The organism is Vogesella oryzae (genome assembly GCF_902829295.1).
Taxonomy (GTDB): domain Bacteria; phylum Pseudomonadota; class Gammaproteobacteria; order Burkholderiales; family Chromobacteriaceae; genus Vogesella; species Vogesella oryzae.
The window spans coordinates 1-19,676 of sequence record NZ_CADEPL010000057.1 but is presented as its reverse complement, the minus strand read 5'-3'; the positions used below and the strand labels follow the sequence as shown (position 1 = coordinate 19,676).

At 60.4% G+C, this 19,676-nt stretch carries 21 protein-coding genes and 1 tRNA gene; 8 read left to right on the top strand and 14 right to left on the bottom strand.

What is annotated here, in order from left to right; all coding sequences use genetic code 11:
* Positions 1 to 34: 34 nt before the first annotated feature.
* Both glmM and HU218_RS16270 read left to right on the top strand, forming a co-directional pair.
* On the top strand, positions 35 to 1,366 hold the full coding sequence (gene glmM, locus HU218_RS16275; RefSeq protein WP_174875992.1) for a phosphoglucosamine mutase: 1,332 nt from the start codon (positions 35 to 37) through the stop codon (positions 1,364 to 1,366).
* A 236-nt stretch (positions 1,367 to 1,602) separates the two neighbouring features.
* Entirely contained in the window at positions 1,603 to 2,223 is a 621-nt protein-coding gene (locus HU218_RS16270; RefSeq protein ID WP_174875991.1) for a DedA family protein, read from the top strand.
* A gap of 66 nt (positions 2,224 to 2,289) precedes the next feature.
* Here HU218_RS16270 and HU218_RS16265 read toward each other — a convergent pair whose 3' ends face one another.
* Positions 2,290 to 2,616, bottom strand: coding sequence for an FKBP-type peptidyl-prolyl cis-trans isomerase (locus HU218_RS16265; protein ID WP_174875990.1), 327 nt, complete (start codon positions 2,614 to 2,616; stop codon positions 2,290 to 2,292).
* Positions 2,617 to 2,770: 154 nt separating this feature from the next.
* On the opposite strand from HU218_RS16265, the gene HU218_RS16260 reads away from it, so the two are divergent.
* Together HU218_RS16260 and HU218_RS16255 are read left to right on the top strand one after the other, a co-directional pair.
* The gene (locus HU218_RS16260) at positions 2,771 to 3,547 is read left to right on the top strand and encodes a DUF2189 domain-containing protein (RefSeq protein WP_174875989.1); all 777 of its coding nucleotides are present in this window, start codon (positions 2,771 to 2,773) and stop codon (positions 3,545 to 3,547) included.
* Positions 3,548 to 3,559: 12 nt separating this feature from the next.
* Entirely contained in the window at positions 3,560 to 4,513 is a 954-nt protein-coding gene (locus HU218_RS16255; protein WP_174875988.1) for a D-2-hydroxyacid dehydrogenase, read from the top strand.
* A gap of 326 nt (positions 4,514 to 4,839) precedes the next feature.
* On the opposite strand, the gene HU218_RS16250 is transcribed toward HU218_RS16255, so the two are convergent.
* Complete coding sequence (locus HU218_RS16250) at positions 4,840 to 5,316, bottom strand: DUF1841 family protein (protein ID WP_174875987.1); 477 nt, start codon at positions 5,314 to 5,316, stop codon at positions 4,840 to 4,842.
* Positions 5,317 to 5,369: 53 nt separating this feature from the next.
* Between HU218_RS16250 and HU218_RS16245 the strand changes: the two genes are divergently transcribed.
* Positions 5,370 to 5,855 carry a glutathione peroxidase gene (locus HU218_RS16245; protein ID WP_174875986.1) on the top strand — a complete coding sequence of 162 codons (486 nt, stop codon included), beginning with the start codon at positions 5,370 to 5,372 and terminating at the stop codon, positions 5,853 to 5,855.
* Positions 5,856 to 5,929: 74 nt separating this feature from the next.
* Here HU218_RS16245 and trmB read toward each other — a convergent pair whose 3' ends face one another.
* Positions 5,930 to 6,610 carry a tRNA (guanosine(46)-N7)-methyltransferase TrmB gene (gene trmB / locus HU218_RS16240; protein ID WP_174875985.1) on the bottom strand — a complete coding sequence of 227 codons (681 nt, stop codon included), beginning with the start codon at positions 6,608 to 6,610 and terminating at the stop codon, positions 5,930 to 5,932.
* Positions 6,611 to 6,701: 91 nt separating this feature from the next.
* Positions 6,702 to 7,574 carry an SDR family oxidoreductase gene (locus HU218_RS16235; protein WP_174875984.1) on the bottom strand — a complete coding sequence of 291 codons (873 nt, stop codon included), beginning with the start codon at positions 7,572 to 7,574 and terminating at the stop codon, positions 6,702 to 6,704.
* Between the two features lie 34 nt (positions 7,575 to 7,608).
* Here HU218_RS16235 and HU218_RS16230 point away from each other — a divergent pair, with 34 nt between their 5' ends.
* Positions 7,609 to 8,637 carry a CDP-6-deoxy-delta-3,4-glucoseen reductase gene (locus HU218_RS16230; RefSeq protein WP_174875983.1) on the top strand — a complete coding sequence of 343 codons (1,029 nt, stop codon included), beginning with the start codon at positions 7,609 to 7,611 and terminating at the stop codon, positions 8,635 to 8,637.
* 175 nt (positions 8,638 to 8,812) lie between these two features.
* Here HU218_RS16230 and HU218_RS16225 read toward each other — a convergent pair.
* From HU218_RS16225 to gmk, 10 genes are all read right to left on the bottom strand, one after another.
* A tRNA-Ile gene (locus HU218_RS16225) sits at positions 8,813 to 8,889 on the bottom strand.
* Positions 8,890 to 8,919: 30 nt separating this feature from the next.
* On the bottom strand, positions 8,920 to 10,848 hold the full coding sequence (gene rpoD / locus HU218_RS16220; RefSeq protein ID WP_174875982.1) for an RNA polymerase sigma factor RpoD: 1,929 nt from the start codon (positions 10,846 to 10,848) through the stop codon (positions 8,920 to 8,922).
* Between the two features lie 70 nt (positions 10,849 to 10,918).
* A complete protein-coding gene (dnaG, locus tag HU218_RS16215) occupies positions 10,919 to 12,697 on the bottom strand; it encodes a DNA primase (RefSeq protein WP_174875981.1) in 1,779 nt (592 codons plus the stop codon).
* Between the two features lie 9 nt (positions 12,698 to 12,706).
* Entirely contained in the window at positions 12,707 to 13,153 is a 447-nt protein-coding gene (locus HU218_RS16210) for a GatB/YqeY domain-containing protein (protein WP_174875980.1), read from the bottom strand.
* Between the two features lie 106 nt (positions 13,154 to 13,259).
* Positions 13,260 to 13,472, bottom strand: a complete 213-nt coding sequence (rpsU, locus tag HU218_RS16205; protein WP_088966472.1) for a 30S ribosomal protein S21 — start codon at positions 13,470 to 13,472, stop codon at positions 13,260 to 13,262.
* Positions 13,473 to 13,612: 140 nt separating this feature from the next.
* Positions 13,613 to 14,410 carry a thiazole synthase gene (locus tag HU218_RS16200; protein ID WP_217450858.1) on the bottom strand — a complete coding sequence of 266 codons (798 nt, stop codon included), beginning with the start codon at positions 14,408 to 14,410 and terminating at the stop codon, positions 13,613 to 13,615.
* A gap of 38 nt (positions 14,411 to 14,448) precedes the next feature.
* Positions 14,449 to 14,655, bottom strand: coding sequence for a sulfur carrier protein ThiS (gene thiS, locus HU218_RS16195; RefSeq protein WP_174875979.1), 207 nt, complete (start codon positions 14,653 to 14,655; stop codon positions 14,449 to 14,451).
* Between the two features lie 6 nt (positions 14,656 to 14,661).
* On the bottom strand, positions 14,662 to 16,812 hold the full coding sequence (locus HU218_RS16190; RefSeq protein ID WP_174875978.1) for a RelA/SpoT family protein: 2,151 nt from the start codon (positions 16,810 to 16,812) through the stop codon (positions 14,662 to 14,664).
* A gap of 8 nt (positions 16,813 to 16,820) precedes the next feature.
* Positions 16,821 to 17,027 (bottom strand): DNA-directed RNA polymerase subunit omega, encoded by a 207-nt coding sequence (gene rpoZ / locus HU218_RS16185; protein ID WP_174875977.1) that lies wholly within the window; start codon positions 17,025 to 17,027, stop codon positions 16,821 to 16,823.
* A 60-nt stretch (positions 17,028 to 17,087) separates the two neighbouring features.
* A complete protein-coding gene (gene gmk / locus HU218_RS16180) occupies positions 17,088 to 17,714 on the bottom strand; it encodes a guanylate kinase (RefSeq protein WP_174875976.1) in 627 nt (208 codons plus the stop codon).
* Between the two features lie 168 nt (positions 17,715 to 17,882).
* Here gmk and HU218_RS16175 point away from each other — a divergent pair, with 168 nt between their 5' ends.
* Together HU218_RS16175 and HU218_RS16170 are read left to right on the top strand one after the other, a co-directional pair.
* Positions 17,883 to 19,175 carry an NCS2 family permease gene (locus HU218_RS16175; protein ID WP_174875975.1) on the top strand — a complete coding sequence of 431 codons (1,293 nt, stop codon included), beginning with the start codon at positions 17,883 to 17,885 and terminating at the stop codon, positions 19,173 to 19,175.
* A gap of 9 nt (positions 19,176 to 19,184) precedes the next feature.
* A partial coding sequence (locus HU218_RS16170; protein WP_174875974.1) for an adenine phosphoribosyltransferase occupies positions 19,185 to 19,676 on the top strand: 492 nt, incomplete at its 3' end.

The window sequence follows — 19,676 nt, the reverse complement described above, 5'->3', positions numbered from 1 at the left end:
ATAGCCGCCAAATTGCGATAGAAAAGGGCTGACAATGGGCCGTAAATATTTTGGTACCGACGGCGTGCGAGGCGAAGTCGGCAAGTTTCCGATCACTCCGGATTTCGTGCTGCGACTGGGCTACGCCGCCGGCAAGGTGCTAGTGGATCACGAGCGTCAGGAGCACCCGACGGTGATCATCGGCAAGGACACCCGTATCTCCGGCTACATGCTGGAAGCGGCGCTGCAGGCCGGTTTTACTGCGGCCGGCGTCAATGTACTGCTGACCGGCCCGCTGCCGACGCCGGGTATCGCCTACCTGACCCGCGCGCTGCGGCTGTCCGCCGGGGTGATGATTTCCGCCTCGCATAACCCGTATCAGGATAACGGCATCAAGTTCTTTGCCGAGGGCGGCAAGAAGCTGGACGATGCACTGGAGCTGCAGATCGAGGCGATGCTGGATTCGCCGATGGAAACCAGCCCGTCACGGGAGCTGGGGCGTGCCCGTCGTATCGATGGCGCCGCCGAGCGTTACATCGAGTTCTGCAAGAGTACGTTCCCGAACGAGCTCAACCTGCGCGGCATGAAGCTGGTCGTGGACTGTGCGCATGGCGCGACCTACCACATCGCCCCCAAGGTGTTTCACGAGCTGGGCGCCGAGGTCATCACCATTGGTGGCGAACCGAACGGTTACAACATTAACGATGCTGTCGGCGCGACCCATCCGGAGGCGGTTGCGGCGGCGGTTAAGGCGCATGGTGCCGATTTCGGTATCTCGCTGGATGGCGACGGCGATCGGCTGATGATGGCGGATCGCGATGGCCGGCTTTACGACGGTGACCAGCTGATCTACGTGGTGGCCAAGGCGCGCGCGGCGCGCGGCCAACTGCACGGCGGCGTGGTGGGGACGGTAATGACCAATATGGCGATGGAGCTGGCGCTACAGCAGCAGGGTGTGCCGTTCGGGCGTGCCAAGGTGGGCGACCGCTACGTACTGGAAATGCTGCATGCCAACGGCTGGCAGGTAGGGGGCGAGGCTTCCGGCCATATCCTGTGCCTGGACAAGCACAGCACCGGTGACGGCATCATCTCCTGTCTGCAGGTGTTGGCCGCATGCAAGGAGCTGGGCAAGGATCTGGCCGCCATCTGCAACGACTGGCAGCCGTTCCCGCAAAAGATGATCAACGTGCGCCTGGATGGCCAGGACTGGCAACGTGCCAGTGCCGCGCAGCTGGAAGCGGCCACCGCCGCGCTGGCCGGACGCGGCCGGGTGGTGCTGCGGCCTTCCGGTACCGAACCGGTGGTACGGGTGATGGTCGAGGCCGACGATGCGGCATTGGCCACGCAGTGGGCCGAGGCAATCGCGGCGGCAATCCGCGCCGCTTGAGTGCTCGCTTGAAGACAAAGGCCGCCATTGGCGGCTTTTTTCTTGTCTGCGACCGGTTATCGGGCGATGCGGGTTTTCTTGCCCTGCGGCAAGTACGTTAATCGGTAGCTAAGGGGGGCTGTGTTATGATGGCTGCCGTTTCAGAACTGCCTCGACGTATCCGCCTATGTGGAACTGCCTCTTTCCGGACGCGACGTTGATGTGGTTTCGACCGATCAACGGTTTGTCAGGCTGACATGGATATCCTGCAGATTCTTCTCGATTTGTTTACTGGCTACGGTTATCTGGCTGTCTTCCTCGTGTTGCTGGTTTGCGGTTTTGGCGTGCCGATTCCCGAAGACATCACGCTGGTGGCCGGCGGCATCATTTCCGGGCTGGGCTACACCAATGTGCACTGGATGTTTGTCGTCGGCATGGCTGGCGTGCTGGTGGGGGATGGCATCATGTTCTTTGCCGGCCGCATCTTCGGCCACCAGGTTTTGCGCTTCCGGCCGATTGCCAAGGTGATGACGCCGTCGCGTTTCGAGGCGGTGCAGGAAAAGTTTGCCAAGGATGGAAACTGGGGGCTGTTTGTCGCCCGCTTCCTGCCGGGGCTGCGCTCCCCCATATTTCTGACTGCCGGGCTGACGCGGCGCATTCCGTACTGGCGCTTTTTGCTGCTGGACGGCTTTGCCGCGCTGATCTCGGTGCCGATCTGGGTCTATCTGGGTTATCTCGGCGCCAGTAACCGCGACTGGCTGATGGCCATGGTGCACCGTGGCCAGACCGGTATCCTGATCGTGCTGGCTATCCTGGCGCTGGTGCTGGCCCTGGTGTGGTGGCGCAAGCGCCGTACCGCACAGCAGCAGTCCTCCTGAGCCGTTTGCGGCCAACAAAAAGCCCCGCCTGATGAGCGGGGCTTTTTGGTCTGGTGTGCGGCGGGATCAGCCGACCTGCAGCAGTTCTACCTCAAACACCAGGGTCGCATTCGGCGGAATCACGCCACCGGCGCCGCGGGCGCCATAACCCAGTTCGGCCGGGATGGTGAGCTTGCGCTTGCCGCCTACTTTCATGCCTTGTACCCCTTGGTCCCAGCCCTTGATCACGTAGCCGGCCCCCAGCGGGAAGCTGAAGGGCTGGAAGCGATCCTTGCTGGAGTCGAATTTGCTGCCATCGGTCAGCCAGCCGGTGTAGTGCACGGTCACTTCCTTGCCGCTCTGTGCCTCGCTGCCTTCGCCAACGACCAAGTCTTCGATGATCAGTTCTGCCATTGTTATGTCCTCGTTGCTGCGGTGAGTCTTGAGCCGGCCATTCTACCGTGTGAATCGGCAGGCGGTAAGGCCGATGTTGTCTTTGCTGCTCAATGGCTTATAACGGTACAAGTCGTCGGTTTAACCACGCTCCTGTCAGCAAAGGGGAACAACCATGGACATCACACACCTGCCCAGTAACGAGCATATTGTCGTCCGCCATGTTTCAGTCGGGCAGCCACTGCAGTGGCTGAAGCTGGGATGGCAAGACCTGAAGCGCGCGCCGGCCGATTCAATGTTTTACGGCGCGGCATTCGTTCTGATGGGCTACCTGCTCAATATGTATTTCAGTTATGCCCCCGAGTACATGATCACGCTGGCCGCGCTGTTTCTGCTGGCGGGGCCATTCATGGCCATCGGTCTGTATGACATCTCGCGGCAGCTGGAGGCGTTCAACGGCGGCAGGGTACGGCTGGCACACAGCATGGCGGCCTGGCGCAGCAATATGCCCGGCTTCTCGCTCTACGCCGTATTGCTGGCCGTGATGGTATTCGGCTGGTTCCGTGTTTCGCTGCTGATGTTTGCGCTGTTCTACGAAACCAGCGTGCCAACGCTGGACTCGCTGGTGACCAATGCCTTCACCCAGGAAAACCTCACTTTCCTTATTGCCTGGTTCGGTACCGGCTTCCTGTTTGCCGCTGCGGTGTTCTCGCTGAGCGTGTGCGCGATCCCGATGCTGCTGGATAAAGAAGTGGACACCATTACCGCCATGGTAATGAGTGTGCAGGCGGTATATCACAATCTGCTGACGATGCTGGTATGGGCGGCTATCATCGTGGCTCTGACCGCGATCGGGTTTGCCACCCAGTTTGTCGGGCTGATACTGGTCACCCCGCTGATCGGTCTGTCCAGCTGGCACGCCTACCGCGCCCTGATTACTTATGAGCACTAGACCCGCCAGCACATGACCGTACCTTCCATCGTGTTTCTGGACCGGGACAGCTTGCCTGTCCCGGTTCCCGTTTGTAGCCTGCCGCACCGCTATCGCGAGTATCCCGCCACCAGTCGCGAGCAGATCGTCGCGCACTGTGCCGATGCCGATATCGTCATTACCAACAAGGTACCGTTCGACGCCGCCACGTTGGCCGCATTGCCGCATCTCCGGATGCTGGCCATTGCCGCTACCGGTTATAACCATATCGATCTGGATGCCTGTCGCCGGCAGGGCATTGCCGTGGCCAATATCCGTAATTACGGCGATGCCACCGTGGCCGAGCATGCCTTCATGCTGATGATGGCGCTGATGCGCAATTTGCCGGCCTACCAGCGCGATGTGGCCGCCGGCGTCTGGCAGAATGCGCCGCAGTTCTGTCACTTCGGCGCGCCGATCCGTGATCTGCAAGGAGCCACGCTGGGCATTTTCGGCAGCGGTGGCATCGGGCAGCAGATGGCGGCGCGGGCGCGTGCCTTCGGCATGCAGGTGCAGTTCGGCGAACGCAAGGGCGCTGCCGAGGTTCGTGATGGTTATGTGTCGTTCGATACGCTGCTGGCGACTTCGGACGTGATCTCGCTGCATTGCCCGTTGAACGAACAGACCCGCAACCTGATCGGTGAGCGCGAGTTGCAGGCGATGAAACCGGGCTCGGTGCTGGTGAATACCGCGCGTGGCGGCCTGGTGGATGAAGACGCGCTGATTGCGGCGCTGAAGTACGGTCAACTCGGTGGTGCCGGTTTTGACGTGCTGACGGTCGAGCCGCCACGCGAGGGTAATCCGTTGCTGAAAGCCCGCCTGCCGCATCTGATCGTCACCCCGCACGTTGGCTGGGCCAGCCGCGAGGCGATGGACAGATTGGCCGCGCAACTGATGGGCAATATCGAGTCGTTCCTGCGCGGCGAGCGTCAGCAGCGGCTGGACTGATCTGCCTGTGCCGCCGGCAGCAACAAAAAACCCGCCAATGGCGGGTTTTTTGTTGTCTGCACGGATAGTGCATCCAGCTGGCCAGGGTTAGCAATCTTCGCAGGATGTCGTCCGGTTGGCGTCTGGCTGGCGCGCGGCTAGACATCCAGCTAGGGCTAGTGCTTCCGTGATACCGCTTGCGACCCAGCTCCGGCAGCCGCCACTTCGCGCTCTCATGGCATGGGAATATCGGGAGGCTTTTTGCCGGCTTGCAAAAGCAGGGGGGCTTGACCATAACAAAGGGACCGGCAAAGCGGTCCCTGGTCTGTGCTGTTCCGGTGATGGAATCAGTCGTCCATGTCCTTCAGATTCAGACGGCGTTCATCTTCCGGATCCAGCCCCAGCTTGCCGCGGATGCAGCTCAGGTACACGTTGACGTCCGGACCGCCGCCGTAGCGTTGTGCCTGCCAGATCATCTCGCCCAGGCAGTCGATTACATCATGCTGGGCGTCGTGTTCATTGCCGTGTTTGGTCAGCAGTTGCTGGTACAGCGTGCGGATGCCGAAGGGCTGGTCGATGGAGAGCTGCTCTTCTACCGCCAGGTGCATGCTCATGTGCATGAAGGGGTTGGTTTCCCCCTGTTCCGGTAACCACTCGCGCTCGCCGTACTGCTCGGGGCGGGCCAGGATGGCATGGTATTCCGGATGGGCGGCAATCACCGTGGCCAGCAGTTTTTCCAGGTCGCTCAGCGGGTGACCGGCTTGCTGCTTGTTCCAGGTGTCGAAAAAGAATCGGCGGGCATCCTGCCGGCTGGGTGCGAACATGATTGTTGACTGAATAACTCGGAAAATCAGCATTATACGAGGGCAATCCCACCATGACCACGCTTGCCAACTTCACGGCCAACCTCTGGGCTGGCCGCCAGCAGCCGCTGGCCGACTACATCGGGCAGGTGGTGCTGATCGTCAACACCGCCAGCGAGTGCGGCTATACCCGCCAGTATGCCGGCCTGCAGGAGCTGCAGGAGGCGTTGGCCGCCCGCGGTTTTACCGTGCTGGCCTTTCCCTGTAACCAGTTTGGCGGCCAGGAGCCGGGCGATGCCGCCGCTATCGCCGCTTTCTGCAGTAGCCGTTTCGGAACCAGTTTCCCTCTGTTCGAGAAGGGTGATGTCAATGGTGCCGCCGCCAGTCCGTTATGGCGCTGGCTGACCGGCGTCGACAACGGCCACCCGCATCCGGTGAAGTGGAATTTCACCAAGTTCCTGATCGACCGCAAAGGGCGGCTGGTCAAGCGCTACGAGCCGGCAGCCGAGCCGCACGAATTGCTGCCGGATATCGAGGTACTACTCAACGCGGCGGCTTGAGCAGTATTGGGTGTGGCAAAACAAAGCGGCCAACCTGGAAGCAGGTTGGCCGCTTTGTTGCGTACCGGTACGACTTACTTGCGGGTGAACACGATGTCCCACACGCCGTGTCCCAGACGGATGCCGCGCGCTTCGAACTTGGTTAGCGGGCGGTAGTCCGGACGCGGTGCATAACCCTCGGCGGAGTTCTGCAAGTCGGGATTGCTGCTGAATACTTCCATGATCTGGATCGCATAGTCTTCCCAGTCGGTGGCGGCATGCAGGTAGCCACCGGGCTTGAGCTTCTTCACCAGCTTTTCGATGAATGGTGCCTGGATCAGGCGGCGCTTGTTGTGGCGCTTCTTGTGCCACGGGTCCGGGAAGAAAATATGCACGCCATCCAGACAGCCATCCGGCAGCATATTGTCCATCACCTCAACCGCATCGTGACGGATCAGGCGCAGGTTGCTCAGATTCTGCTCGGCGATCAATTTGCACAGGTTGCCGACGCCCGGCGAGTGTACTTCTACACCCAGGTAGTCGTTCTGCGGGTTGGCCGCTGCGATCTCGGCGGTGGCGGTGCCCATGCCGAAGCCGATTTCCATGATTTTCGGCGCTTCACGGCCGAATGCCTGGGCCAGATCCAGCGCCTGCGGCTGATAGTCGATACCCCAGCGTGGCATGCCTTCGTCGATGGCGCGCTGCTGCGAGGCGGTCAGATGGCCCTGACGCAGCACGAAGCTGCGAATGGCGCGGTTGAAGGCCGGATTTTCCATGCTCGTCACTCAAAAACTGCAAAAAGATCGCGATGTTACCGAATCTTGCGGCGCTCGGGTAGGGCGCCACGCACGCGGCCAACCTCGGTCGTCAGGTCCGGAGTTCAGCCAGCAGCGTGTCCACCGTCGGGTAATGCAGGCAGCCCGGCAATTCGCGCAGCAGGCGGGTATTGCTCAGTCGCCGTGACTCGGCCATGAACGACCACAGCCCGGGAGAAACCCGTTGCTGTACTTGCGCGCGCGGCAGGCGTGGCAGCCGCGGGTAGCCCAGCGTATCAGCCAGCTTGTCGTACCAGGTGCCTACCGGCAGTGGCTGGCTATCGCTGGCGTTATAGATGCGGATGCCGCCGCGAGTCTGCTGCAATGCGGCTACGCATAATCGGGCCAGATCATCGGCATGGATATGATTGCTTATGCTGTCTTCGTCAGCGTCGATCAGCGGTGTCTGGCTGGCGAAGCGCGACAATGGCAAACGGTTGGCCGCATAGATGCCGGGCGCGCGCAGGATGGTCAGCGCGCAGCTATGCAGCATGGCAAAGGCACGCAGCTGGCGTTCCGCATCGACCCGGCGCTGCGCGCGCGGGCTTTGCGGCTGCAAGGGGTGGGTTTCGTCCAGCCATTCGCCAGCGGCATTACCGTAGACGCCGCTGGTGCTGATGTAGACGATACGCTGTGGTAGACTCGCCGTTTTTGCCAGTTGCGACAATACCTTGCGCAATCTGGGGTCTTGGTTGCCGCTATCCGGCGGCGGTGCGGTGTACAGTACGGCATCGGCCAGACCTGCCAGACGGGACAGGCTGCGGCCAACGTCCAGATCAGCCAGTAGCGGCATCGCACCGCCTTCGCGCCATAGCCGGGCTTTTTCCGGATCGCGTAGTAGGACGATGACGCGCCAGTGGCGTGTCAGCTGGGGCAGGGCGCGTCGGGCGATGTCGCCGGCGCCGATGATGAGCAAGGTTCGCATAGCAGCCATTCTAGCGAGAGTTTAAGGGATCGAGATGACGTGTCAGGTAAAGGTGCTTCCCAGTGGCCATTCTTTTGGCGTAGAAGCGCATGAAACCATTCTGGAAGCGGCGCTGCGCCAAAATGTCGGCCTGCCGTACGGTTGCCGCGATGGCGCCTGCGGCGCATGCAAGGGCAAGGTTGTCGAGGGTGATGTCGAGCACGGTGGTGCGCAGGACAAGGCTTTGTCCGCGGCTGACCGCGCACAGGGTATGGCGCTGTTCTGCTGCGCCAAGCCCAAGGGCGACATTACCATCGAGGCGCGCGAGCTGGCCGGTATCGGCGATATCCAGATCAAGACCCTGCCATGCCGTGTCGAGTTGATCGAGAAGATTCACGACGTTGCCGTGCTCAAGCTCAAATTGCCGGTATCCGAGCGTCTGCAGTTCATGGCCGGGCAGTACATCGATATCCTGATGAAGGATGGCAAAAAGCGCAGTTTCTCGATCGCCAATGCGCCGCATGACGATGCCTTCATCGAACTGCACATCCGCCACCAGCCGGGCGGTTCTTTCTCCGACTACGTGTTCAGCGCGATGAAGGAAAAAGAGATCATGCGCTTTAAGGGGCCGCTGGGCTCGTTCTTCCTGCGCGAGGACTCCGACAAGCCGATCATCATGGTGGCCAGCGGTACCGGTTTTGCGCCGATCAAGGGCATCATCGAGCATGCTATCCACCACGGCATCACCCGCCCGATCGTGTTCTACTGGGGTGCCCGCACGCCGGCAGACCTGTACATGGCGGAGCTGGCGGCCAAGTGGCAGGCAGAGAACAGCAACATCACCTTTATCCCGGTGGTGTCGGATGCGCTGCCGGAGCACAACTGGGTTGGCCGCACCGGTTTCGTTCACCAGGCAGTACTGGATGATTTCGAGTCGCTGGCCGGATACCAGGTCTATGCCTGCGGCGCACCGATCATGGTGGAGGCTGCGCACAAATCGTTTATCGCCGAGCGTGGTTTGTCGGAAGACGAGTTCTTCTCCGATGCCTTCTTCCTGTCCAAAGACATGAGCGGCAGCAAATAAGCCGGCCGTAAACGAGGTCATGCCACATGGCCAGTAAAAAAGCCACCGCAGTGCGGTGGCTTTTTTTTGGATGCGGTGGGTGGATAACACCTTGCCCTGACTGCCATAGCGCGAGTGTAGAGGGGCCGCAAATGAAAAGGACTTGCAGAATGCTCTGCAAGTCCTTTTTTATACTTGGTGGGCCCTGCGGGGCTCGAACCCGCGACCAAAGGATTATGAGTCCTCTGCTCTAACCAACTGAGCTAAAGGCCCAAGAGCCGGCAATTATAGCAGATAAAATGCTTACTGGTTGCCCGGCTCGTTATCCAGGAAGCTGCGCAGACGCTCGGAGCGAGTCGGGTGACGCAGCTTGCGCAAGGCTTTGGCTTCGATCTGGCGGATACGTTCGCGGGTTACATCGAACTGTTTGCCAACCTCTTCCAGCGTGTGATCGGTGTTCATGTCGATGCCGAAACGCATGCGCAATACCTTGGCTTCGCGCGGGGTCAGCGAGTCAAGCACTTCCTTGGTGGCATCGCGCAGGCTGGCATACATGGCCGCTTCCGCCGGCGCCACGGTCACCGAGTCCTCGATGAAGTCGCCCAGGTGGCTGTCGTCGTCGTCGCCGATCGGGGTTTCCATCGAGATAGGCTCTTTGGAAATCTTCATGATCTTGCGGATCTTGTCTTCCGGCATCTCCATCTTTTCCGCCAGTTCGGCCGGGTCCGGCTCGCGACCGGTTTCCTGCAGGATCTGGCGGCTGATGCGATTCATCTTGTTGATGGTTTCGATCATGTGCACCGGAATACGGATGGTGCGTGCCTGGTCTGCGATGGAGCGGGTGATGGCCTGACGGATCCACCAGGTGGCGTAGGTGGAGAACTTGTAGCCGCGACGGTATTCGAACTTGTCCACCGCTTTCATCAGGCCGATGTTGCCTTCCTGGATCAGATCCAGGAACTGCAGACCGCGGTTGGTGTACTTCTTGGCAATGGAGATCACCAGACGCAGGTTGGCCTCGATCATCTCGCGCTTGGCCAGACGTGCCTTGGTTTCACCCGACGACATGCGGCGGTTGATTTCCTTCAGCTGTTCGATGCTCATCATCGCCTGTTGCTGCAGGTCGGCAATCTTGCTCTGCTTTTCGATGATGGCGTACTTGAAGCGGGACAGGGTTTCAGACCAGTCCTTGCCGTTATCGATTTCTTTTTCCACCCAGTCGAGATTGCACTCGTTGCCCGGGAAGGACTTGATGAAGTGATCGCGCTTCATGCGCACGCGGGTAACGCAGATGTCCTGAATCTCGCGTTCCAGCCTGCGGATGCCGTTGACGCGCTCACGCAGCTTCTCGCACAGACTCTCGATCTGGCGGGTGGAGAAACGGACACCCATGAACAGTTCGGTGATGGCTTCCTGTGCGGCAATGTACGGCTTGCTGCCATAGCCATGCTCGCCCAGTGCGGCCAACAGTACATTGTAATGTTCGCGAATCTGGGCAAAGTGGGCGAGCGCTTCCTGCTTGAGTTCTTCCAGGTTGGCTTCGTTGATGGCGGCGGTATCTTCTACCGTCTCTTCATCTTCTTCGTCTTCTTCGTCCTCATCGACTTCGTCTTCATCGACGGCCGGTTCGCTGAACTCCACTTCCGGTGCGGTGTCCGCTTCCGGGTCGATCATGGCATCGATGATTTCGTCGATGCGCAGTTCGCCGGCTTCCACCTGGGTAATCAGTTCCAGTACTTCGGCCACCGAACCCGGGCAGGCGGACAGCGCCTGGATCATGAACTTCAGGCCTTCCTCGATGCGCTTGGCAATGACGATTTCGCCTTCGCGGGTCAGCAGCTCGACCGAACCCATTTCGCGCATGTACATGCGCACCGGGTCGGTGGTGCGGCCGAACTCGGAATCGACAGAGGACAGTGCTGCTTCGGCTTCTTCCACAGCATCTTCGTCAGCGACCGGCGGGGTGGCGTCGGACATCAGCAGGGTTTCTGCATCCGGCGCTTCTTCATAGACCTGAATGCCAAGGCCACCGATCATGGTGACGATGTTTTCGATCTGTTCAGCGTCGGAAACGTCTTCGGGCAGGTGGTCGTTGATCTCAGCGTAGGTGAGGTAACCACGTTCCTTGCCCAGCGCGATCAGCTGGCGCAGCCGTTTGCGCTGCTCTTCCAGGCTCATCGGCTCGGTTGCCGGTTCGTTGTTCTGTTTTTTGGTATCGGGAGATAACGCCATTTGGTTTCCTGCTCGAAAAAAGCCGAAAAAAACAATTGATTATAACACAACTATGTGTTGCTCGTCTGGCTCAGCCGGCGGGACGGGCGCGGCGGGCCAGTAGCGTGCGCAGTAGTTGCAGCTCTTCCTGACTCAGGTGTTCGTAGCCTTTGCTGGATAGCGTGGTGACCAGATCATGATCGAAGCGCGCCATCAGGCGGGCAAAGCCCTGTACAAAATTTTCCTTGTCGCGATCGTCGGGGTTGGCAAATTCCTCCGGCTCCCGCAACGACTCCTGCAGTACGGAGTCGATAATGGTTTCGTGCTCGGTATGGCGGAATGACTCGGCCAACTGGGCGCTGCTGGGAGCGGTTTCGCTGGCCTGAATCCGTTCGATGATGGCGACCAGCGTTGCCATCTCGCCCTCGTAAACCTGGTTTTCGTGTACGTCGATATGATGAGCCCAGTCCGGATTCATCAGCGCCCACTTGATTTCGCGCCGTACCATCGGTGTACTGCCCGGCTTGTTGGAGTCACGAGGCAGCTGATAGTTGCGGCGTCCTTTGCGCTCGCTACGCGGCCTGCCCAGCAACATATCCAGCTCATCGACTTCCACCTCGGCCAATTCGGCCAGACGCTTTCTGATGATATAGCCCAACATGGGGGCGGCTATCTGGTCCAGCAAGGGTTTGGCCTGTTTGATCAGCTCGGCGCGGCCCTCGGGCGAGGAAAGGTCGATGTCGCTGCATAGCTGGCGGATGAAATAGGCAGACAGGGGGATGCTCTGTTCCTTCAGCGCCAGCTCGAACGCCTCACGGCCGAATTCGCGGATGTAGCTGTCCGGGTCATGCTCTTGTGGCAGGAACAGGAAGTGCAGGGCCTTGCCATCCACCAGTTGCGGCAAGCTGTTTTCCAGTGCACGCCAGGCCGCTTTCTGGCCGGCCTTGTCGCCATCAAAACAGAAATACACCTGATCTGCGTGGCGTAGCAGCTTGCGCACGTGTTCGCCGGTGGTGGCGGTGCCCAGCGTAGCAACGGCGTATTCCACGCCATACTGTGCCAGCGCCACCACGTCCATATAGCCTTCCACCACCAGTACCGCATTGGCGCCGCGGATGGCCTGACGTGCTTCATACAGGCCGTATAGCTCGCGGCCTTTCTCGAATAGCGGTGTTTCCGGAGAGTTCAGGTATTTCGGCTCGCCCTTGCCGAGTACGCGACCGCCGAAGCCGATGATGGCGCCGCGCTGGTTGCGGATCGGGAACATTACCCGGTCGCGGAAGCGGTCGTAACGCCGGCCGCTATCTTCGGCAACGATGACCAGCCCGCTGTCGACCAGGGCGGCATCGTTGTAATCGCCGGTGATGGCCTCCAGGTTCTGCCAGCCATCCGGTGCATAGCCCAGGCCATAACGGGCGGCAATCTCGCCGGTCAGTCCGCGTCCCTTCAGGTAGGCAATGGCATTGGGGGCGCTTTTCAGCTGCTGCTTATAGAACGCCGCCGCGCGGGCCAGCGCATCTTCCAGTGACAGCTGCTTTTCCCGCGCCGCGCGAACGGCTTCCGGGTTGGCCGCACGTTCTTGTTGCGGTACCGGCATGCCGATACTTTCGGCCAGAAACTTTACCGCATCCACAAAGGGCAGCCCCTGGTACTCCATCACGAAGCCGATGGCAGAACCGTGGGCACCGCAGCCGAAGCAGTGATAGAACTGTTTGCTCGGGCTGACGGTAAAGGAGGGCGACTTTTCCTTGTGGAACGGGCAGCACGCCATGTAATTCTGGCCACCCTTTTTCAGCGGGACATAACGATCCACCACGTCGACGATGTCGACGCGGGCCAGTAGCTGATCGATGAAGTCCTGCGGAATCATCTGGTGGTTTTAGCCTGCCAGTTTGGCTTTGATGCGGGCGGACACGGCGCCCATGTCGGCGCGGCCGGCCACTTGCGGCTTCACGGCACCCACGACCTTGCCCATATCCTTGGCGCCGGCAGCGCCGGTGCTGGCGATGGTGGCATCAATGATGGCCTCGATCTCGGCTTCGCTCAGTTGCTGCGGCATGTAGTCCTGCAGTACGACCAGTTCGGCTTGTTCCTTGGCGACCAGGTCTGGGCGATTGCCTGCCTCGTACTGGGTGATGGAGTCACGGCGCTGTTTGACCATTTTCTCGATCACGGCGGTGATGGCAGCATCGTCGAGCTCGATACGCTCGTCCACTTCCTTTTGCTTGATGGCAGCCATCAGCAGGCGGATGGGGGGTAGACGTTCGCTGTCGCGGGCTTTCATCGCGGTTTTCATGTCATCGGCAATGCGGGCTTTCAGGATCATGATCGTGTCCATGCTAGAGGCGGAGTTGGCCGCAATGCTTGCGGCCAACGTAAATGACAAAACCGCAGGACAGTCCTGCGGTTTTCTGGCGAACAGCCGTTTAAGCTTAGTACAGCTTCGGCGGCAGTTGCTGGCTGCGGATGCGCTTGTAGTGACGCTTCACGGCAGCAGCTTTTTTGCGCTTGCGCTCTGCGGTCGGCTTTTCGTAGAACTCGCGGGCGCGCAGTTCGGTCAGCAGACCGGTTTTTTCGATTGCGCGCTTGAAGCGACGCATTGCAACTTCAAACGGCTCATTCTCTTTAACGCGGATAGTCGGCATTTAGCTGAAGTCCTTAAATTCTTTGGCTTGAGGCGTACGTCATTAACGGTTCGCCCCGAGGGAAATGACTATTGTAAACAACGTTGTAGCTTTTGTAAAAGCTACGATGCGTGGCAACGGCTAAAAGTGTGCACTGCGCATCATCCCTGACGGGAAGAGATCACCCCCTCACGTGGCGAGCTTGGTGTCGCCGAATAAAAGCGTTTAGGCATCCGTCCGGCCAAGTAGGCTTCACGCCCGGCCTGGACTCCCAGTTTCATGGCCATTGCCATCCGCACAGGGTCTTGTGCGGCGGCAATGGCGGTATTCATCAAGACGCCGTCACAGCCCAGTTCCATGGCGATGGCGGCATCAGAGGCGGTGCCGACGCCGGCATCCACCAATACAGGTACCTGCGATTGCTCGATGATGAGCTGCAGGTTCCACGGATTCAGAATTCCCATGCCGGAGCCGATCAGACTGGCCAGCGGCATGATGGCGCAGCAGCCGATCTGTTCCAGTTCGCGGGCGACTATCGGGTCGTCCGAGGTATAGACCATGACATCGAAGCCTTCCTTGACCAGCGTCTCGGCAGCTTTCAGTGTTTCACGGACATTGGGGAACAGGTTGTTCGGGTCGCCCAGGACTTCCAGTTTGACCAGTCTATGGTCGTCCAGCAGTTCACGGGCCAGGCGCAGGGTGCGAACCGCATCGTCTGCGCTGTAACAGCCCGCCGTGTTGGGCAGGAGTGTATACCGGTTTTTCGGCAAAAAGTCGAGCAAATTCGGCTCGCCCGCGTTCTGGCCGAGGTTTACGCGACGAATCGCAACAGTGACGATGTCGCAGCCGGAGGCATCCAGTGCCTCGGCGGTTTGCTGAAAGTCCTTGTACTTGCCGGTGCCGACCAGCAGACGGGATTGATAGGTTTTGCCGGCAATAACCAGGGCGTCTTGTTGCACGCTGCTTTCCTTCTGGAAGTTGATGCTGCTGTCTGGGATTAGCCGCCGCCTACCGCTACCACGATTTCCAGTGCGTCGCCGTCGGACAACGGGGTGCTGGCATGCTGGCTACGCGGCACAATCTCGCCATTGCACTCAATGGCGATGCGTTTGCCGCCAAGCTCCAGGGCGGTAATCAGGTCGGAAAGTGTGGACACGGTAGCGTCGAAGTGGCGGCTTTCGCCATTGAGCTGAATGGTGGGCATATCTGCTTAACGTCGTTCTGCGCGCTGCACCACATCCACCTGGCGCACTGCGGCCAATACCTTTTCCAGGTGCGGCAGGTTATCCACCTGCAGGCGGAAGTGGATGTGGATGTAGCCGTCGTTGCTGTGGTTGTCTTGCGTATCGACCGCCTCGATATTGGCGGAGGAGTGCGAAATGGCGGCGGCAATGTCGGCCAGCGCGCCACGCTGGTTAAAAGCGATGATGCTGATATTGACGCCGAACATGCGCTCTTTCTGCGCTTCCCAGCGTACTTCCAGCAGTTTGTCGGTCTCGATGCGCTGCACGTTGTTGCAGTCGCTGCGATGAATCATCAGGCCTTGATCCTTGCGGATCACGCCGACAATCTGGTCGCCCGGAATCGGGTTGCAGCAGCTGGACAGGTGGATGCCGCCACTCTCGTTGCCGCGTACCGCGATCGGGCCGATGCTCTGCTCGCCCGGTTGCTGTCCGGAGACTTCCAGCAGTTTGCGGGCCACCACTGCGGCCAACTGCTTGCCGGTGCCGATATCGATCAGTACGTCGTTGAAGCGGCGGTTGTGCTCGCCGAGCTTGCGCATCAGGCTGTCTTCCAGCTCCGGCGTCAGCTCCAGCTCGAACGGCGATAGTGCGCTGGCGGCCTGGCGCAACAGCTTTTGTCCCAGCAGCACGGCATCCTGCTGTTGTAGCGTTTTCAGGTAGTTGCGAATGCCGGAGCGCGCACGGCCGCTCTGCACGAAGTTCAGCCACGACGGATTGGGCTTGGCCTGGGTGGAGGTGATGATCTCCACGGTATCGCCATTGCGCAATGCGGCACGCAACGGCACCAGGTTGTGATTGACGCGGGCGGCAATGCAGCGGTGGCCGACGTCGGTGTGTACCGCGTAGGCAAAGTCCACCGGGGTAGAGCCTTGCGGCAGCACGATGATCTTGCCCTTGGGGGTGAACACATACAGTTCGTCCGGGAACAGGTCGATCTTGATGTGTTCCAGGAATTCGATGGCATCCTCGCTTTCGGCCTGCATGTCGAGAATGCTCTGCAGCCACTGGTGGGTGCGCTGCTTGGCGGCGTCGATGCTGGCGTCGCCGGATTTGTACATCCAGTGCGAGGCAATGCCGGCTTCGGCGACCGCGTTCATTTCGCGGGTGCGGATCTGCATCTCTACCGGCGTGCCGAACGGGCCGAACAGGGTAGTGTGCAGACTCTGGTAACCGTTGCCCTTGGGAATGGCGATGTAGTCCTTGAACTTGCCCGGGATGGGCTTGTACAGGCTGTGCAGGGCGCCCAGTGCCAGATAGCAGCTGGGGCTGTCTTTCACGATGATGCGAAAGCCGTAGATGTCCAGCACCTCGGAAAAAGACAGATGCTTTTCCTGCATCTTCTTGTAGATGCTGTACAGGTTCTTCTCGCGGCCCTTGATGGTGGCTTCGATATTGGACTCCACCAGCCGCTGGCTGACGGCGCGCAAAATCTTGTCCACCACTTCGCGGCGATTGCCGCGCGCGGCGCGAACCGCCTTGGACAGCACCTGGTAGCGGTGCGGATACAGGTGCTTGAACGCCAGATCCTGCAGCTCGCGGTAGACCTTGTTCAGGCCGATGCGGTTGGCGATCGGGGCGTAGATTTCCAGCGTTTCCAGCGCGATGCGCTGGCGCTTGTCCTCGCGCATGGCATCCAGCGTGCGCATATTGTGCAACCGGTCGGCCAGCTTGACGATGATGACGCGGATATCGCGCGCCATCGCCAGCACCATCTTGCGGAAGTTTTCCGCCTGTGCGCTTTCCTTGCTCTGGAATTCCAGTTTTTCCAGCTTAGACAGGCCGTCGACCAGATCGGCGATGGTGCGGCCGAAGTGGTCAACCAGCGTCGGCTTGGTGACGCCGGTGTCTTCCAGCACGTCATGCATCAGCGCTGCGGCCAACCCCTGGGCGTCCAGTCGCCATTCGCTGAGCATGGTGGCTACCGCCAGCGGATGGGTAATGTACGGCTCGCCGCTCTTGCGGGTCTGGCCTTCATGCGCCTCGCGGGCGGTCTGGAAGGCTTGTCGCAGCAGCTGGACGTCTTCCGGCTTCAGGTACTGCGCTGCAGCCTCGAACAGGGCCGCCGCCTCGGACTCGACGAGGGCGTGGTAGTCAATGGCGGCGGTTTCCAGGCTCATGAAGCAGATCAGCTCTTGGTGCGGGTCAGTACTTCGCTGCCAACGTGACCGTCGGCGATTTCTTTCAGGGCAACGACGGTCGGCTTGTTACGGCCCTGTTCCACGAAGGAAGTGGCGCCTGAAGCGATCTGGCGCGCGCGATAGGCGGCTGCCAGGGTCAGGTCGAAACGGTTCTGGATGCGTTCCAGGCAATCGTCAACGGTGATGCGGGCCATGATGGATCTCACTTACAAGAATGAACAAACGATAAGGGATTGCGCGCGCGGGATAAAGCCCTAGCGCGGCGATTGCATCGCGGCGATGGCATCGCCGTGACGCGACAACTGTTTGCCGGCTCGCAGACGCTGGCAGCGAATGACGCTGACCAGGTCCTGGCTGGCGGTGGCAAAGTCATCGTTGACGATCACGTAGTCGTAATCGGCAACCAGGTCGATCTCGGCGCGGGCTTCGGACAGGCGGCGGGCAATGACCTCCTCGCTGTCGGTGGCGCGGCCGCGCAGCCGGCTTTCCAGTACCTCGATCGAAGGCGGCAGGATGAATACCGATACCGACTCCGGAAACACCGCACGGACCTGGCGTGCGCCCTGCCAGTCGATTTCCAGCAGGATGTCGCGGCCTGCGGCCAACCTTTCGCGCAACCAGCGCGCGCTGGTGCCGTAGTAGTTGCCGTAGACCTCGGCGTATTCCAGGAAGTCACCCTCGGCAATCATGCCCTCGAAACGGCTACGGTCGACAAAGTGGTAGCTCTTGCCATCTACCTCGCCGTCGCGCGGGGCACGGGTGGTATATGACACCGACAGCTCGATGCCGGGTTCGGCCTTGAGCAGGGCGGCAACCAGCGAAGTCTTGCCGGCGCCGGAGGGGGCAACCACCACGAAAATCGTGCCTTGTGCTTGCGACATGAACGAATCCTGAAACTGACTGAGCAATATTTCAGGATACCACAAGCGGCGGCGGCGATTAAAGTCGGCCGGCGGCTGGCAAGGGTGTGCACCGAACGGTCGTTTCAGGGTAGAATCGCGCGTTTTTCAACATGTTACGTCCCGTAGGAGGACGAGGGAGCGCACAAGATGCTGCTGGAAAGCTTTTTCAAGCTTAAAGAGCACGGCACCGACGTTAAGACCGAGGTGATTGCCGGCTTTACCACCTTCCTGACGATGGCCTACATCGTCATCGTCAACCCGGCCATCCTGTCGATTACCGGCATGGATTTCAATGCCGTGTTCGTGGCTACCTGCCTGGCTGCGGCACTGGGTACCGGCATTATGGGCCTAGTAGCCAACTACCCGATTGCACTGGCGCCGGGCATGGGTCTGAACGCTTATTTCACCTTCACCGTGGTGAAGGGCATGGGCGTGCCGTGGCAAGCTGCGCTGGGCGCGGTATTCATTTCCGGCATCGTGTTCCTGGCGGTGAGCCTGTTCAAGGTGCGGGAAGCCATCGTCAACGCCATTCCGCAGTCGCTGAAGTTCGCGATTTCCGCCGGTGTCGGTCTGTTCCTGGCCATCATCGCGTTGAAGAACGCCGGTGTGGTGGTGGATCACCCGGCCACGCTGGTGACACTGGGCGACCTGCATGACCCGCGCGTGCTGCTGGCGATTCTGGGTTTCTTCATCATCGTGGCACTGGAATACCGCCGCGTGCATGGCTCCATCATTATCGGCATCCTGACCGTAACCGCACTGTCCATCGCGCTTGGCCTGTCCAAGTTCGAGGGCGTGGTAGCGCCGGTACCGAGTATGGCGCCGACCTTCATGCACATGGATCTGAACGGCGCGTTGACCGCCGGCCTGCTGGGCGTGATCTTCGTGTTCTTCTTCGTCGACCTGTTCGATACCACCGGTACCCTGGTGGGCGTGTCGCACCGTGCTGGCCTGCTGGACAAGGATGGCAAGCTGCCGCGCCTGAAGCGCGCGCTGATGGCCGACTCGGTGGCCATTACCGCCGGTGCGGTGATGGGGACTTCGTCCACTACCGCCTATATTGAATCGGCAGCGGGTACCGCCGTGGGTGGCCGTACCGGTCTCACCGCCGTGGTGGTGGCGATCCTGTTCCTGGCCTGCCTGTGGATTTCGCCGCTGGCGAAAACCGTACCGGCCTATGCCACTGCGCCGGCACTGTGCTACGTCGCCGTGCTGATGACCCGCGGTCTGGCCGAGATCAACTGGGATGACCTGACCGAATCCGCACCGGCAGTGATGACCGCCGTGGCAATGCCGTTCACCTTCTCGATTGCCGACGGTATCGCCTTCGGTTTCATCAGCTACGCTGCGGTCAAGATTCTGGCCGGCCGTTTTGCCGATCTGAAGCCGGCGGTAGTGGTGATTGCCGCGCTGTGGGTCGTGAAACTGGCGATGTTCTAAGGTAGCAAGATGGAAAACCTCAGCAATCTGGATTACGCCAGCTATCTCAAGGGCTGGATTCGCACCGTGCCGAACTGGCCGCACGACGGGGTGATGTTCCGCGACATCACGCCGCTGCTGCAGAATCCCAAGACCTTCCGCATGCTGATCGACGTGTTCGTGCACCGTTACATGGGCGAGAAAATCGACATGGTGGCGGGGCTGGACGCGCGCGGCTTCATCATCGGTTCGGTGCTGGCCTACGAGCTGAACGTCGGCTTCATTCCCATCCGCAAGAAGGGCAAGCTGCCGTTCACTACCGTGGAAGAGGAATACGAGCTGGAGTACGGCAACGCCACCGTGGAAATGCACACCGACGCCTGCAAGCCGGGCGACCGCGTGGTGCTGGTGGACGATCTGATCGCCACCGGCGGCACCATGATGGCCGGCTACAAGCTGCTGCATCGCATGGGTGCCGAGGTGGTCGAGGCGGCGGCCATCATCGAGCTGCCGGAGCTGGGT